General features: G+C 72.1%; 9 protein-coding genes. 2 read left to right on the forward strand and 7 right to left on the reverse strand.

Annotated features, from left to right (window positions below):
* Positions 1 to 108: 108 nt before the first annotated feature.
* Positions 109 to 339, forward strand: coding sequence for a hypothetical protein (locus NW895_RS21150; RefSeq protein WP_103783682.1), 231 nt, complete (start codon positions 109 to 111; stop codon positions 337 to 339).
* A 108-nt stretch (positions 340 to 447) separates the two neighbouring features.
* Here NW895_RS21150 and NW895_RS21155 read toward each other — a convergent pair whose 3' ends face one another.
* From NW895_RS21155 to NW895_RS21185, 7 genes are all read right to left on the reverse strand, one after another.
* Entirely contained in the window at positions 448 to 1305 is an 858-nt protein-coding gene (locus tag NW895_RS21155; RefSeq protein WP_289937316.1) for a serine protease, read from the reverse strand.
* Between the two features lie 136 nt (positions 1306 to 1441).
* A complete protein-coding gene (locus NW895_RS21160; RefSeq protein WP_289937317.1) occupies positions 1442 to 2974 on the reverse strand; it encodes an RNA polymerase sigma factor in 1533 nt (510 codons plus the stop codon).
* Between the two features lie 422 nt (positions 2975 to 3396).
* Positions 3397 to 4284: an FCD domain-containing protein gene (locus tag NW895_RS21165; protein WP_289937318.1), complete on the reverse strand. Its 888-nt coding sequence runs from the start codon at positions 4282 to 4284 to the stop codon at positions 3397 to 3399.
* 164 nt (positions 4285 to 4448) lie between these two features.
* Positions 4449 to 6743, reverse strand: coding sequence for an ATP-binding cassette domain-containing protein (locus tag NW895_RS21170; protein WP_289937319.1), 2295 nt, complete (start codon positions 6741 to 6743; stop codon positions 4449 to 4451).
* 163 nt (positions 6744 to 6906) lie between these two features.
* The gene (locus NW895_RS21175) at positions 6907 to 7665 is read right to left on the reverse strand and encodes an NUDIX hydrolase (protein WP_289937320.1); all 759 of its coding nucleotides are present in this window, start codon (positions 7663 to 7665) and stop codon (positions 6907 to 6909) included.
* Between the two features lie 129 nt (positions 7666 to 7794).
* Positions 7795 to 9714: a glycogen debranching N-terminal domain-containing protein gene (locus tag NW895_RS21180; RefSeq protein WP_289937321.1), complete on the reverse strand. Its 1920-nt coding sequence runs from the start codon at positions 9712 to 9714 to the stop codon at positions 7795 to 7797.
* Between the two features lie 662 nt (positions 9715 to 10376).
* Positions 10377 to 12020, reverse strand: a complete 1644-nt coding sequence (locus tag NW895_RS21185; protein WP_289937322.1) for a DUF4192 domain-containing protein — start codon at positions 12018 to 12020, stop codon at positions 10377 to 10379.
* A 142-nt stretch (positions 12021 to 12162) separates the two neighbouring features.
* Here NW895_RS21185 and NW895_RS21190 point away from each other — a divergent pair, with 142 nt between their 5' ends.
* On the forward strand, positions 12163 to 14328 hold the full coding sequence (locus tag NW895_RS21190) for a RecQ family ATP-dependent DNA helicase (protein WP_289937323.1): 2166 nt from the start codon (positions 12163 to 12165) through the stop codon (positions 14326 to 14328).
* Positions 14329 to 14616 lie beyond the last annotated feature (288 nt).

Here is a 14616-nt window from a genome sequence, read left to right on the forward strand (position 1 = left end):
AGCCGCCACAGAGAGATTTTTCGAGGAAAAGCCACGAGCGGGAACGTTTTGGGGCTGGTTGGATGTTGACCCTGGTACGACAGCTCGTCGAGCTAGAGAAGAGGCGACGTGACTACTGTTCTGACTTCCGCGAGCCCGCTGACGGCCGCTGATCGCTGCGACCGCTGCGGCGCCCAGGCATACCTGCGCGTCGTCCTGCTGAGCGGCGGAGAACTGCTCTTTTGTGCCCACCACGGGCGCAAGTTCGAGCCGGAACTCAAGAAGATCGCCGCTGAGATACAGGACGAGACGGAGCGGCTGACGTCCGTTCCGGCATCTGCCTCCGAAGAAGAGCGCTGACATCTCGCGTCCGACGACGAGCCAGCCCGGCACAGGCCGGTGAACGGGCGGCCGCCTCCCGAGGCGGCCGCCCTCGCTCGTACTCCCGCGAAGCCCGTCAGGCTCCCGTCAGGCGCCTTTCGGCCGCCCCTGGGCGGCCGCTTCCCATCCCAGCGTCCGCAGGACGGCGGACACCCGCGTGTAGACGCCGGGGCTGTCCGACCGCCCGCAGCCGCTCCCCCAGGACACGAGCCCGATCAGCTTCCCCCGGGCGACCAGCGGCCCGCCACTGTCCCCCTGGCACGCATCGCGACCGCCGGCCTCCTCGCCGGCGCACAGCATGGTGTCGGCGAGGTACGCCCCGTCGGCACTGCCCGGATACGCCCGCTCACAGGAGGCGTCCGGCAGCACGCGTACGTGTGCCGCGCGCAGACTGTCTGCGTAGTCGCCGGCGCCCGTGGCATCACCCCATCCGTAGACCACGGCGCGGGTTCCGGGCGCGTATGCGGCATCCCCGGCGGCGGCCATGCCGATGGCCAGGCCGGCCGGAAGGCGCTCGGCAAGAGTGAGCACCGCGAAGTCCCCGACGTTGCTGATGTCGTCGTGCTGCGGGTTCACCCAGACGGCGCGTACGGGTATCTCCCGCCCCTGGTCCGAACGCAGATCCGTACGTCCCGCGACGACCTTGAGGTCGCCCACCTCCTCCGGCGGCTCCCCCAGAACGTCCTCGCTCATACAGTGAGCCGCGGTGAGCACGGTGCTCCGGCCGACAGCCACTCCTCCGCAGAACTGTCCCGCCCGCGTACCCCCGAACCGGTCACGGCTGGACAGCGCCACCGTCCAGGGGCTCTGGGACACGTCCACGGGGTAACCGCCGACGACGACACTGTCGGCGGCCACAGGGGCGGCTGACGCCAAGGGTATTGCGGCCGTCGCGGCCGCCAGCACCAGCGGCCGGGCCAGCGCCCGGACAACGGGGCAACGCATGCGGGCTCCTCACTCCGAGGTGACGATGGAACACCCAGAGTGATCCAGTCCCCCGTAGCCCGCACCCGCGCGATGCACGAAGGCCCGGCTCCCCACGAGGGGAACCGGGCCTCGCCGGCCGTACGACCGAGAGCTACTAGTCGAGGTAGTCGCGCAGCACCTGCGAACGCGACGGGTGACGCAGCTTCGACATGGTCTTGGACTCGATCTGGCGGATGCGCTCACGCGTGACGCCGTACACCTTGCCGATCTCGTCGAGGGTCTTCGGCTGACCGTCGGTGAGACCGAAGCGCATGGAGACGACGCCCGCCTCGCGCTCGGACAGGGTGTCCAGCACGGAGTGCAGCTGCTCCTGCAGGAGCGTGAAGCTGACCGCGTCGGCCGGGACGACCGCCTCGGAGTCCTCGATGAGGTCACCGAACTCGCTGTCGCCGTCCTCGCCCAGCGGGGTGTGCAGCGAGATGGGCTCGCGACCGTACTTCTGGACCTCGATGACCTTCTCCGGGGTCATGTCCAGCTCCTTGGCCAGCTCCTCCGGGGTGGGCTCGCGGCCCAGGTCCTGGAGCATCTGGCGCTGCACGCGCGCGAGCTTGTTGATGACCTCGACCATGTGCACCGGGATACGGATGGTGCGGGCCTGGTCGGCCATGGCGCGGGTGATCGCCTGGCGGATCCACCAGGTGGCGTACGTGGAGAACTTGTAGCCCTTGGTGTAGTCGAACTTCTCCACCGCGCGGATCAGACCGAGGTTGCCCTCCTGGATGAGGTCCAGGAAGAGCATGCCGCGGCCGGTGTAGCGCTTGGCCAGGGAGACCACCAGACGGAGGTTGGCCTCCAGCAGGTGATTCTTGGCCCGGCGGCCGTCCTCGGCGATGATCTCCAGCTCGCGCTTGAGCTTCGGCGCCAGCTTGTCGGAGTTGGCCAGCTTGTCCTCGGCGAACAGACCCGCCTCGATGCGCTTGGCCAGCTCGACCTCCTGCTCGGCGTTGAGCAGGGGGACCTTGCCGATCTGCTTGAGGTAGTCCTTGACCGGGTCGGCGGTGGCGCCGGCCGCGGCGACCTGCTGAGCGGGCGCGTCGTCCTCGTCCTCGTCGGAGAGCACGAAGCCCGCGTTCTCGGCGCCCTCGGGCTCCTCGGCGACCTTGGTGTCCTCAAGCACCTCGTCTTCGAGCAGCTCGACGTCGTCCTTCTTGGCGGTGGTCTTCTTGGCCACGGCCTTCTTGGCGGTCGTCTTCTTCGCGGCCGCCTTCTTGGTGGTGGCCTTCTTGGCAGCCGCCTTCTTGACCGGTGCCTCTTCCTCGACGGCAGCAGTGTCAGCGGCGGGCGCCTGCGGCGTGGCGGTGGCGGTGGCCTTCCTGGTGGTCACCGTCTTCGCCGCGACCGTCTTGGCGGCGGTGCGCTTGGCGGGACTCTTCGCTGCGACGCTCTTGCGGGTGCGCTTGGGCTCTGCGGCACTGACCATCAGCGTCACACCCTCTTCCTCGAGGATCTGGTTGAGGCTGCGCAGTACGTTCTTCCACTGAGTGGCCGGAATCTGGTCAGCTTCGAAGGCCCGACGCACGTCATCGCCGGCGATCTGCCCCTCAGCCTTTCCCCGCTCAATGAGCGCCATGACAGAGACGGACTCGGCGATCTCCGGCGGGAGCGTACGGGATGTGCTGGCCGACACGAACAACCTCTCGGAACGTTGGAAAACGGCTTCCGGCCCCGTCCACAGTGGACAGGAGCCGACCGCCGGCTTGGGATGGGCCGACGGCGCGGGCGGGGGCCGGGGAGATGCACAGCGCCATGAACGGCGTCCGTATTCCCTCCGCGGCTGTCACCTCTTAGGTCATCGCGTTGTTCCCGCGAGCGTTACGCCCAAACCGCGTGGCCCGAGTCACACCTCGTAATCGCTCAAAATTGGTCAGATGCGGGCAGAGTGGGTCGTCGGCGCTTCCGACCGAGTCGCTCCGAGGGACTCCACCGCATCGCACCGTCGGACCCCGCAGAATCACGGCGACTCTGCGGGGTCCGACAGGGGACGGTGTCGACCGAGCATGACCGTAGGAGGGGTCCGGCATCCCCGGCCGTGCCGCCCGCGGAACGCGGTCAGTGCTCGCGCGGAGCGGGCACCACGCGTTCCACCTCGGGGTGGACCGTGAGCAGTTGGCGCATGGCCATCTCGGCTGCCGCGCCGTCGCCGGCGGCGAGGGCGTCGACGATCCTGCCGTGGTGTGCCAGTGACGCGTCGTTCGGCCGGTCACAGCCCGTGACCGGCCCGCCGGAGACCTGGAGGGCGGCGCACACGATCCCGGAGAGGTGCTCCAGCATGCGATTCCCCGCGATCTGGATGAGCAGCGCGTGGAACTCGGCGTCGGCGCGCGAGAAGGTGAGCACGTCACCCTGCCCCATGGCGTGGCCCATGATCCCCACCATGTCGGCGAGGCGCTGCTGCACCTCCTCGCGCCCGTGCCCGGCGGCGAGGCGGGCGGCGAGCGGCTCGATCGTCCAGCGCAGCTCACTCAGCTCCCGGCGCTGGTCGTCGCGCTGCGGGCCCAGTGCCCGCCACTCGATGATGTCCGGATCGAGCAGGTTCCAGTCGCTGACGGGGCGCACGCGCGTACCGACGTTCGGGCGGGCGCTGACCAGGCCCTTGGCCTCCAGGACACGGAGCGACTCGCGGACGACGGTGCGGGACACCTCGAAGCGCTGGCCGATCTCCTCGGGGACCAGGGGGCGGTCGGCACCCAGGTCGCCGGAAACGATCATCTGGCCCAGCTGCTGGACGAGTTGGCCGTGCAGTCCGCGTCCGCGGCTGCCCGCGGCACGCCGGCCCACGCGGCCCAGCTCCGGGTCCGCCCCCTCCCAGGCAGGGGCTCCGACGCGGTCAGCGGCGGGCGCCTCGGCGTAGGGGTAGCGGTCGAGTTCGCCCGGGCTCGCGAGGCCGGAGTCTGCGGAGCGGGCGGCGGTCATCATGGTGTGCGCAAGGGTACTCACGGAACCTTTGTCGGCGCTGACTCCAACTCCCTTGAGGTCTTTGGTGAAAAGCACACGAAAGGGTGATCGCTCACCCCGTCGCAATTGACGCCTTATCGGAAAGAAATGGGCTTCTCCCAGGGAGTTATGCACACGTTCGGATACCAAAGCGTCACAGACAGTCGCTATCGGACTCTGCTGCGCAGGGTGGTGAGCAGGTACGCGCACAGGAGAGTGGCCAGCGAGAACGTCATTGCGCTGCCCACGGGTTGGGCGACCACCCGCAGCGCAGCGGCCAGATAGCGCTCACCCCCGAAGGGCCACTGCACGAGGAACAGCTCCCGCAGCCGCATCGGAAGGCCGGCCGCCGTCCGCACGGATGGCCCTTCCCAGACCTTGTGTACGACCGGTACGACGAGAAGGGGCACGGCGACCACCGCTGCGAGTCCGGCCGTGGTGGACCGGAAGAGACCTGCGGCCAGCACGCCGGCCCACGCGCACCCGACGACGAGCCCGACCCAACCTGCACTCAGCGAGAGCCAGTCGGCGGGAACCTGTGCGAGTTCCCGTCCGTAGAAGAGATAGAGCATCTCGGCGTCGCAGCCCACCGTGAGGACGGCCAGCATCAGCGCGGTGGCCGCGGAGACCAGGAGCTTGGCGGCCAACAGCCCCAGCCGGCGGGGCACGGTGCCGCGGTCCGCCGCCAGGGCGGGATGGCGGAACTCGTCACCGAAGGAGAGCGCGCCGAGCAGCCCCGCACCGAGCGCCGCAGGCGGCAGAGGCAGTTCCCGCGGCCACGCGACGAGCAGGCGCGACTGCGGGGTGTGACCGATGCGGGCCAGGAGTACAGCGGTGAAGGCGGACGCTACGAGGACGGCGGCCCCGGTGAGGAACCCCGTGCTGATCCCGACGGCGCGGCGGAGTTCGTAGCGCAGCGGACGGAGCGGGCTGCGGGCGGGGCGGACGGAGATGGGGGGCGGGAGAGAGGGCAGGGAATCGCCCCCGCGGGCCTGGGCGGGGCCGAGGGCGCGCGCGGCGGCTTTCTGCTGGGGACGGGCGACCGAAGCGCCGGGGGCGTCGGACGCCTGAACGTCGGCGAGTGCCTGCGCATCCGCGGAGGGCTCCGACCCGTCGACGCGGCGCAGCTGCTCCGCGGTGAGAGACTGCGGCCCGCCACGGCGGGAGTTCCGCTCACCGTTGCGCGGCTGCGGCCCGCCGCCGCTCAACCGCGGATCACCATAACGCGGCTGCAGCTCACCGCCCCGGAACTGGGGCTCACCGTTGCGCGCCTGCGGCCCCCCGGCACGCAACTGCGGCTCACCGTGACACGGCTGCAGCTCACCGCCGCGGAACTGCGGCTCACCGTGGCGCGGGTGCGGCCCCCCGGCAGTGGGGCGCGACGCGGCCGTGAAGGGCGGCTTTCGCGCTTCGGCGGAAGCCTGAGGTACGCGGGCCGCCCGGTTGCCGTCGGCAGTCTTCTCCGAGGTGCCCGCCAGTGATCGGAGTGTGTGGGTCGCCTGCCGGGCGTCCACCGCGCGGCTGCCTTCGGCCGGAGCGGGCTCCTGGGGGGTGTGCGGCACGCCCGGGGGCGCGGCTTCGGCGCCGGGCCCCATGTCTCCGATCTCGTCGGCCAGTTGATGCACGACGATGCCGTGACGGAAGGCGGTCTCGCCGATGTCGGCGCAGGTACTGCCGTACACGAAGAGGCGGTTTCCGCCCTCTCGTACGACTTCCACGGAGCGCTGCGCGGTGCGGGCCTCCTTGGCGAGGAGGGCGGCGAGGCGGGCGGCGTGCGGGCTGCGAATGGCGACGCGGGGGCGCAGCCGGGTGCGGGCGAAGTCCGCGACGTCCTGGTCGGCCACGAGCCTGCCCTGGTCCAGCGTGACCACGCGGTCGGCGGCGCGCGCGGCCGCCTTGGGGTCGGCGGTGGTGAGCAGCACCGTGCCACCGCGATCCGCGTGTGCGCGCAGCGTGCTGTGCAGCCAACGGGTCTCGCGGGGCGAGAGCCCGTCGGCGGGATCGTCGAGCACGAGGGCGTGCGGGTCGGCCAGCAGGGCGCAGGCCAGGCCGAGGCGGCGGTCCATGCCGCGCGAGAGGGTGCCAAGGCGTTCCTCGCGCAGGCTCACGAGGCCGACGGCCTCCAGGACTTCATCGGCACGCCGGGCCGGAACCCCGGCTGCGGCACACAGCATGCGCAGGTGACCACGGACCGTACGCGCCGGGTGTCCTGGCACGTCGCCGAGCATCACGCCCACTTCGCGCGCGGGGTGGGCGATGCGGTGCAGGGGGCGGCCCCTGAAGTAGGTGATGCCCCGGCCCTGTTGAAGTTCGAGCATGAGTCTGAGTGCCGTCGTCTTGCCCGCGCCCGGTGCACCGAGCAGCGCGGTGACGCGGCCTGCGCGTGCCTCGAAGGAAACGTCGTCGACGGCGGGCGGAAGCTCTTTGCGAGGGTTGCTCGTCAGTCCGAAGGCCTGGATCACCCGAAGCAAGATAGCGCGCTATGTCCGCTTTTTCGGTCATGCGAGGCCCGCTCTGGGGAGGAGGATCAGGCCTGTCGGACCGCCGTTCGCCCGACGGACCGATACGGGGCCGCGTGCGCTTGCAGCGATGGTGGACGGCCCAGGCGGCATGTCGCCCCCTGCGTCACACTTCGGGGCGCAGCATCGGCGGGTTGAGCAGTGTCGCGCCGCCGGCGCGGAAGAGCTGGGCCGGACGGCCGCCCTGGCGTGTGGTCGTACCGCCGGTGGGGACGAGGAAGCCCGGGGTGCCTGTGACCTTGCGGTGAAAGTTGCGCGGGTCGAGCGCCACACCCCACACGGCCTCGTAGACCCGGCGCAGCTCTCCGACGGTGAACTCGGGCGGGCAGAAGGCCGTGGCCAGCGACGAGTACTCGATCTTGGAGCGGGCGCGTTCCACCCCGTCGGCCAGGATCTGGGCGTGGTCGAAGGCGAGCGGCGCCATCGGCTCGCCGTCACGGCCGTAACCGGCCTGTTGCAGCAGCTCCTCGACCGGCGCCCAGCGCGCGTTACTGGCGTCGCCGCCCGCCCGCGGTGCGGGCAGGTCGGGAGCAAGGGCGAGGTGGGCGACGCTGACCACGCGCATCCGGGGATCACGCTTGGGATCGCCGTACGTCGCCAGCTGTTCCAGGTGGGCACCGTTGTCCTGGGCCGGCACGGACGGGTCGTGGACGCGCAGTCCGGTCTCCTCGGCCAGCTCGCGTGCCGCGGCCTGGGCAAGGTCCTCGTCAGCCCGTACGAAGCCGCCGGGCAGGGCCCAGCGTCCCTGGAACGGCGGCTCGCCCCTGCGCACCGCCAGCGCGCACAGGGAATGACGGCGCACGGTCAGCACGACCAGGTCCACGGTGACGGCGAAGGGCGGAAAGGCTGACGGGTCGTAGGGCATGCGGCGATCATAGTCGTCTGCCTGACGATAAACACTCCCTTCGCCGGCCTCGTCAGTGGTTGATCACTTCGGATCGGTATGGAGCTCACCAGCTACTTCCGGTTTCGTGCGGTGCCGATTCCCGCCGGGTCACACCCCCAGTTGCAGCCCGTCTGCCGCCTCCTCGACCATGGCGAGGCCCAGCCGGCTGACCCGTACGGAGAAGGGGGCGCCCGCGACCCGCAGTCCCGTGAGACCGATCTCCCCGAGGGGCGCGCTGCGCACCGGGCGCAGGGTGATCGTCCCAGCCGGGGCGTCGGGGCGGATTCCCGCGAGCGTGGTCAGCAGCAGTACCCCGGCCGCCGCCGCTGTGGCCGCGGGCCTGCAGGCTGCCGGGTGCGGCAGGGGAGCGCTTCCGTCGGCGCGCTGCTCCCCCGCGTACATCTCGGGCAACCGGTGACCGAAGGTGTCGGCCGCGGCGAGTATTCCTCGCAGCAGCGAGCTCGCCTCCTTCTCGTACCCGGCGGCAGCCAGGCCCGCGACGGCGACCGCCGTCTCCTGGACCCGTACGGCGCCGGCGCGATGGCCGAAGGGGTTGTATCCGGCTTCCTTCGCGCCGAGTCCGCGCAGGCCCCATCCCGAGTCCATGCCCGGGCTGCCCAGGAGCCGGGCGAGGTGTTCGGTCTGCCCTTTGTCGAGCAGGCCGGGGGCCTGCGCGCCTCCGCCCAGCAGGCCGGTGTCCAGGAGATGGGCGGCGGACGCACTCAGCTGCGCCACGAGGCTGCCGTCCGGGGCGCGGGCTGCCGCCGGCCGACCGCCTCCCGGGGTGTCGGCCCAGAACTCCTCCCGGAATGCCGTCCGCAACTCCCGGGCCCACTGCCTCAGCCCGGCGCCGCCCGGTCTGCCGCACGCGTCGAGCAGGTCGGCGCCGAGCAGGGCGGCACGGTGGGCGTGGGCCTGGGTCTCACAGCGGACGGGACCGCCCGGATGCGGGTCGGGCACATACGTGCCGTCGCCCACGGTGGTGCGCAGCCAGGTCAGACAGCGCTCCGCCGCCGGCAGCAGTTCCTCCGTCTCGTTCTCGGGGAGCCCCCAGCGGCGGGCCTCTGCGAGGAGCGCGGGGAAGAGCAGCGTGGCCTCCGTGCCGGTGCAGCCCGGTGGCAGGTGTGGGCCTGCGTCCCTCAGCGGACCGGGGATCATGCCGGACCGCGGCCCCGGACCGCCGAGTTGGGTGCGGGCCAGCGTGCGCAGGGTGCCCGCGGCCAGGCGCGTACCGAGGGGCAGCGTCATCCGGGCCGCGGCGAGTGCGTCGGCGGGGGCCAGGCCGCAGCGCCAGGGTGCCCCGGCCGCGAGGTGGGTGTCGGCAGGGTGTGCGGGGTCGCGCAGCAGCAGGGCCTGGAGGTCCTCGACGCTGGTCCGCAGGAGGGCGGGAACCCTGGGATCGTCACCCGCCGCGCGGGCGGACGCGAGAGGGCTGGTCGCCGCGCGCCCCACGGCCCGGACAGAACCGGCGCCGTCCGGCCGTATCCGCAGTTCCACGCTGGCACTGCCGCCCGGGGGAAGCATGAACTCCCATCGCAGCAGCCCGGCGGAGGCGAGTGCGTCGGCGGGTGGCGGGTCGGCCGTGACGGAGGAGGTGCCGAGGGCGCCGGACCAGCGCAGGCCTGAGTCGTGGACGCTGGCGGGCAGCTCGGGTCCCGCGTTGCCGGACGCGATCGCAGCCAGGTCGGCCAGGTCCGTGCCGAGGGCCACCTCGACCGGCAGACGCAGGGGGCGCGGCGCCGCGCTGTGCAGCGTGATCCGTTCTGTGCCGTCCGCGTGACGGGTCCGCTCGACGATGACGTCCGGGTCGGGCCCCGCCGGCGGGGATGCCCGGAGAGTGCCCACGAATCGGGCGCTGTCGGCGGCGGTCATCCGTGCCTGGACCGCGAGAGGTTCCCGTCCCGCCACGCGAAGCCGGCACCGGGAGAGCAGGCGCCGGCCCGCCCGGTAGAACCCCTCCAGTCCCTGCCCGGTCAGCTGTGCGTGTTCCGTGGAGATGGCGAGGCCCGGGAGAGCGACGCAGATCATCGCGGTGTGGGTGGGAGGCAGGTCGCCGCAGCGGCGGGACGCCGCAAGCGGCGCTCCTCGGACAGGCGTGCTCTTTGGAACGGTCGGCGATGAGCGACGTGCTGCCGTATCGGGGGTCGGTGATGGCGTCCTGCCCCAGTCCATGGGCGCGGACGGGGAGGCGCGCGACCCCGTGGGCGAACTGGGACTCGGGTTCAGCCCCGGGGTGGCTGACCTCGCCCTCGGTCCAGCGGCCGCACCCTCATCCGGCGGCCGGCCAGAGCGTTGGCCCAGGTCCGTCGATGCGGGCGGGCGCCGGCTGGGAAGCCGAGGGATGTGCTGAGCCTCCTGCGGAGACCCTGACTGGCCGCGGTATGCGCTGTCCCCCGACTCGGGTGACGCAGCGCCCGGCGGCAGGGACGGCGATGCGGGCCCGGTGGAGCTGTCGTCGGCGGCGGAGGGCGGAGTCGGCTGATGCATGGGAGGGCTTCCTCTGCACTCTGTGCGCCTCTGGCGGCTGCAGCGCCGGGTGAGGGCTCCAGCGGGACATGGACGGTGCGGCGTCACGTCCCGTCCAGACGTTCCGCCACTCAGGTGAACGGGACGGGCCTCCTCCTGGTAACGCCCGCGGCCGGACGACCCCGCCGGATGGCCGCAGGGGTAGGGAGCGCCAGTGACAGCCCTCATACCTCGCCCTCCGTGCGGCGTTCGCCTCCCCGCACACCGTCCGGACGGGTGCCACGGCTCACGGTTCCCCTCCCCGAGGTACGCGACCGCGTAGCGCCCGTCCGCGCACCGTCGGGACGCGTGTCGCCCCTCGGCCTACGCGGAGGTGTGGCCTTCGAGCCCTGCTGACGGGCTGCGGCCCCGGCACGGCCCGGGACACCGGCAGGGCGCGTACGGCGTCGGCGGCGGGAAGCGGTCTCCGGCGTCGACGAGTCCTCGGCCGCCTCGGGCTCCTCCGGCCTGTCGGCGCAGTCCCTGTGGTCGGGCCGACCGGTTGCCGTGTGCCCGCGGCCCTCGCGTTCCGCGCGCAGGCAGCGGCGGACCGACTCGGGGTCGAGCCCCTCGTTGCATGCCTGGTGCAAGAGGCGGGCGAAGAGGTAATCGGGCTCCGCGCCCAGGGCCATGGCGAGGGCTTCCCGCGCCTCCAGCTCATCCCCGGTGGACCAGGCGACCCAGCCGGCGAGGGTGAGCGGAGCGGCGGCGTGTTCGCCGTACGGTCCCACGCAGCGACGGGCCAGGGCTCGCCAGAGACGGAGAGCGGGACCGGCCTCCTCGCCTTCCATCCACTCCGCCGCGCGGTCGCGGGTCGAGCGGTCCTGCAGGCCGAGGATCAGTTTCGCGGCCTCTTCGTGTGTGATCAGTTCGTCATCGCGGAGATCGGCCGTGAGCGTGCCGGACACGGACCGGGCGCCGGCGAGGCGGTCCATGATCCGTTCGGCCAGCGCCAGGGTCTCCTCGGCCACGTCCGCGCGGCTCACGTCGTCCAGGATCCGGGGGACGAGCGCCCTGCTGGCCGTGTCGAGAGCGGCCTCCTGTTCGAGGGCGGCCGAGTTCTCCCAGGGAAGCAGCCGGGCGCGCAGCTCGCGCAGCGTGCCGCGCACCTGGATGCCGGCGTAGGTGGCAGCGGCGGCCAGCACGGAGGTGCCGGGCAGTCCCATCGGGGTGCCCTCGGCCGGACAGCAGACCTCGTTCTCACAGCAGTACGACCAGAAGCGGCCGTCGGAGATGCACAGCGCCTCGACCACCGGCACGTCGAGGGAACCGCACTCGACGCGCAGCTTCTGGGCCAGCGGGCGCAGTCGTGCCATGACCTGCCGCCCCGACTCTCCCTGCGACGGTTCCTGACAGAGGTAGGCGACCATCTGCTCCGGCCGGGCGCCTCTGCGCTCGCTTCCGGTCACGAGACCGTGGGCCAGTTGCCGGGCCGCGGAGGCCCAGTCGTCCGCGTTCACGGGAATGCCGAGCCGGGCCCGTCCGCCGAACCTGCCACGACCGTCCCTGTCGTGCAGGGCGACCAGGACGATGCTGTCCTCGGGGCGGTACCCGAGAAGATAGGGCAGGGCGTCGGCCAGCTCGGCCGGGGTGCGCAGGGTGACCTGGTGTTCGGTGTCATGGCCGTCGTACGGGGTGCAGGTGATGTGGTCCCCGGCGTGCGCCTGCTGATCGGGGCGGCCTCGCTTGCCGGGCGTGGTGGCGTCGAGGCGGACCTCCGGCCCTGTGACCGGGTCGTGGGGACCGCGCCGGTCGCCGGCTTCCGGGCCGTCGCCCCTGGCGATGTCGCCGTTGTCGGAGGAGCCCGTCGTTTCGCTGTGGTTCGTCATGCGCCGACGATCTCGCGGATCTTGAGATTCCGCTTTGACCTGTGGATAACTCAGATCAGGGACACGTCACCTCGTCATCCGTCAGGCGGCCGTCGCCGCCACGTCGCCCCGGCTGTCAGTGCCGTCCTGTTGTATGGAACGCATGGAGCACACGAACAACGCGGACCTCCGGACGGCCGCCGACGCGGTCCTCGCCCGTCTCGTCGGCGACACCTCGGGCGCGGCCCGGCTGCGCGAGGACCAGTGGCGGGCGATCGAGGCGCTGGTCGCCGACCGGCGCCGGGCCCTGGTCGTTCAGCGCACGGGCTGGGGCAAGTCCGCGGTCTACTTCGTGGCGACGTCCCTGCTGCGGGCCCGGGGCAGTGGCCCCACCGTGATCGTCTCCCCCTTGCTCGCGCTGATGCGCAACCAGGTCGAGGCCGCGGCCCGGGCCGGCATCCACGCGCGGACCATCAACTCCTCCAACACCGAGGAGTGGGACGCCATCCAGGCCGAGATCGCCGCGGGAGAGGTCGACGTCCTGCTGGTGAGCCCCGAGCGCCTGAACAACCCGGACTTCCGCGACCAGGTGCTGCCCAAGCTGGCCGCCGCGACCGGGCTCCTCGTGGTGGACGAGGCGCACTGCATCTCCGACTGGGGCCACGACTTCCGCCCGGACTACCGGCGGCTGCGCACCATGCTCACCGACCTGCCGCCCGGTGTGCCCGTGCTGGCGACCACCGCCACCGCCAACGCCCGCGTGACCGCCGACGTCGCCGAGCAGCTCGGCACCGGGGGCACGTCTGACGCTCTTGTCCTGCGCGGCCCCCTGGACCGGGACAGCCTGAGCCTGGGTGTGCTGCGTCTGCCGGACGCCGCCCACCGGATGGCCTGGCTCGCCGACCACCTGGGCGAGCTGCCGGGCTCCGGCATCATCTACACACTCACGGTGGCCGCCGCCGAGGAGGTCACGGCCTTCCTGCGGCAGCGCGGGCACACCGTCGCCTCCTACACGGGAAAGACGGAGAACGCCGACCGGCAGCAGGCCGAGGACGACCTCCTCGGCAACAAGGTCAAGGCGCTGATCGCCACGTCGGCGCTCGGCATGGGCTTCGACAAGCCGGACCTGGGCTTCGTGGTCCACCTCGGTTCGCCGTCCTCCCCCATCGCCTACTACCAGCAGGTCGGCCGCGCCGGTCGCGGTGTCGAGCACGCGGAAGTGCTCCTCCTGCCGGGGAAGGAGGACGAGGCGATCTGGGAGTACTTCGCCTCGCTGGCCTTCCCGCCGGAAGACCTGGTGCGCCGCACACTCGACATCCTCACGCGCGCGGAGGGGCCCATGTCGCTGCCCGCCCTGGAACCCCTGGTGGAACTGCGCCGCTCCCGCCTGGAGACCATGCTCAAGGTTCTCGACGTGGACGGAGCCGTCAAGCGGGTCAAGGGCGGCTGGATCGCGACCGGCCGGCCGTGGACGTACGACGCGGAGCGGTACGACTGGGTCGCACGGCAGCGGCGGGCCGAACAGCAGGCGATGCGCGATTACGCGTCGACGGCGGAGTGCCGGATGGAGTTCCTGCAGCGCCAGCTCGACGACGAGGCGGCCAAGCCCTGCGGCCGCTGCGACAACTGCGCGGGCCCGCGCTTCACCGCGGACGCCTCCACGGACGCAGTCGACGCCGCGCGCGTCGATCTGGGCCGGGCCGGCGTCGAAGTGGAGCCGCGCCGCATGTGGCCGACCGGGCTTCCGGCGATCGGCATCGACCTGAAGGGCCGTATTCCGGCCGGTGAACAGGCCGCCCCCGGGCGGGCTCTGGGGCGCCTGTCGGACATCGGCTGGGGCAACCGGCTGCGGCCGATGCTCGCGCCGCACGCTCCGGACGGGCCCGTGCCGGACGACGTGGCCAGGGCCGTGGTGAGCGTGCTGGCCGACTGGGCCAAGGGCCCCGGCGGCTGGGCCACGGGGACGGCGGACGCCCAGCAGCGTCCCGTCGGCGTGGTCACCGTCGCCTCGCGCACGCGGCCACAGCTGATCCACACCCTCGCGGCACGCATCGCGGAGATCGGCCGAATGCCGCTGCTGGGCACCGTCGAGTACACGGGCGACGCACCCCGGGCCTCACGGAGCAACAGCGCCCAGCGGCTGAAGGCGCTCGACGGGGCGCTGACCGTGCCACCCGCCCTCGCCGCCGCTCTCGCCGAGAACCGGGGACCGGTCCTGCTCGTGGACGACTGCACCGAGACCGGCTGGACCCTCGCAGTCACGGCCCGCATGCTCCGCCGGGCCGGCGCGGAAGGAGTGTTGCCGCTGGTCCTGGCCGTGCAGGGCTGACCGCACGGCACACGCTGAGCCACGCACGTGTGCCGTTCGGCGGAGTCCGTCCCGCGTTGTCCCCCGCCGCAGGCACTGTCCGCCTCCGGACGGCACCTGCCACCATGGCGTACGAACGTGTCGCGCTCGAACGCCCCATGCGTCACCCGGCAACACGCTGGGTAGGGATATAAGACTCGCATCATCCGATAACGGTCGACGGACTCAATTGCTCGTTGCCGCAATCAAGTTCGACAGGAAGAATTGAAGTCCGCTCCCGCACGGCTCGTCCGCTACCCGGCAGGGCTT

The sequence above is a fragment of the Streptomyces sp. S.PNR 29 genome, assembly GCF_030386795.1.
Taxonomy (GTDB): domain Bacteria; phylum Actinomycetota; class Actinomycetes; order Streptomycetales; family Streptomycetaceae; genus Streptomyces.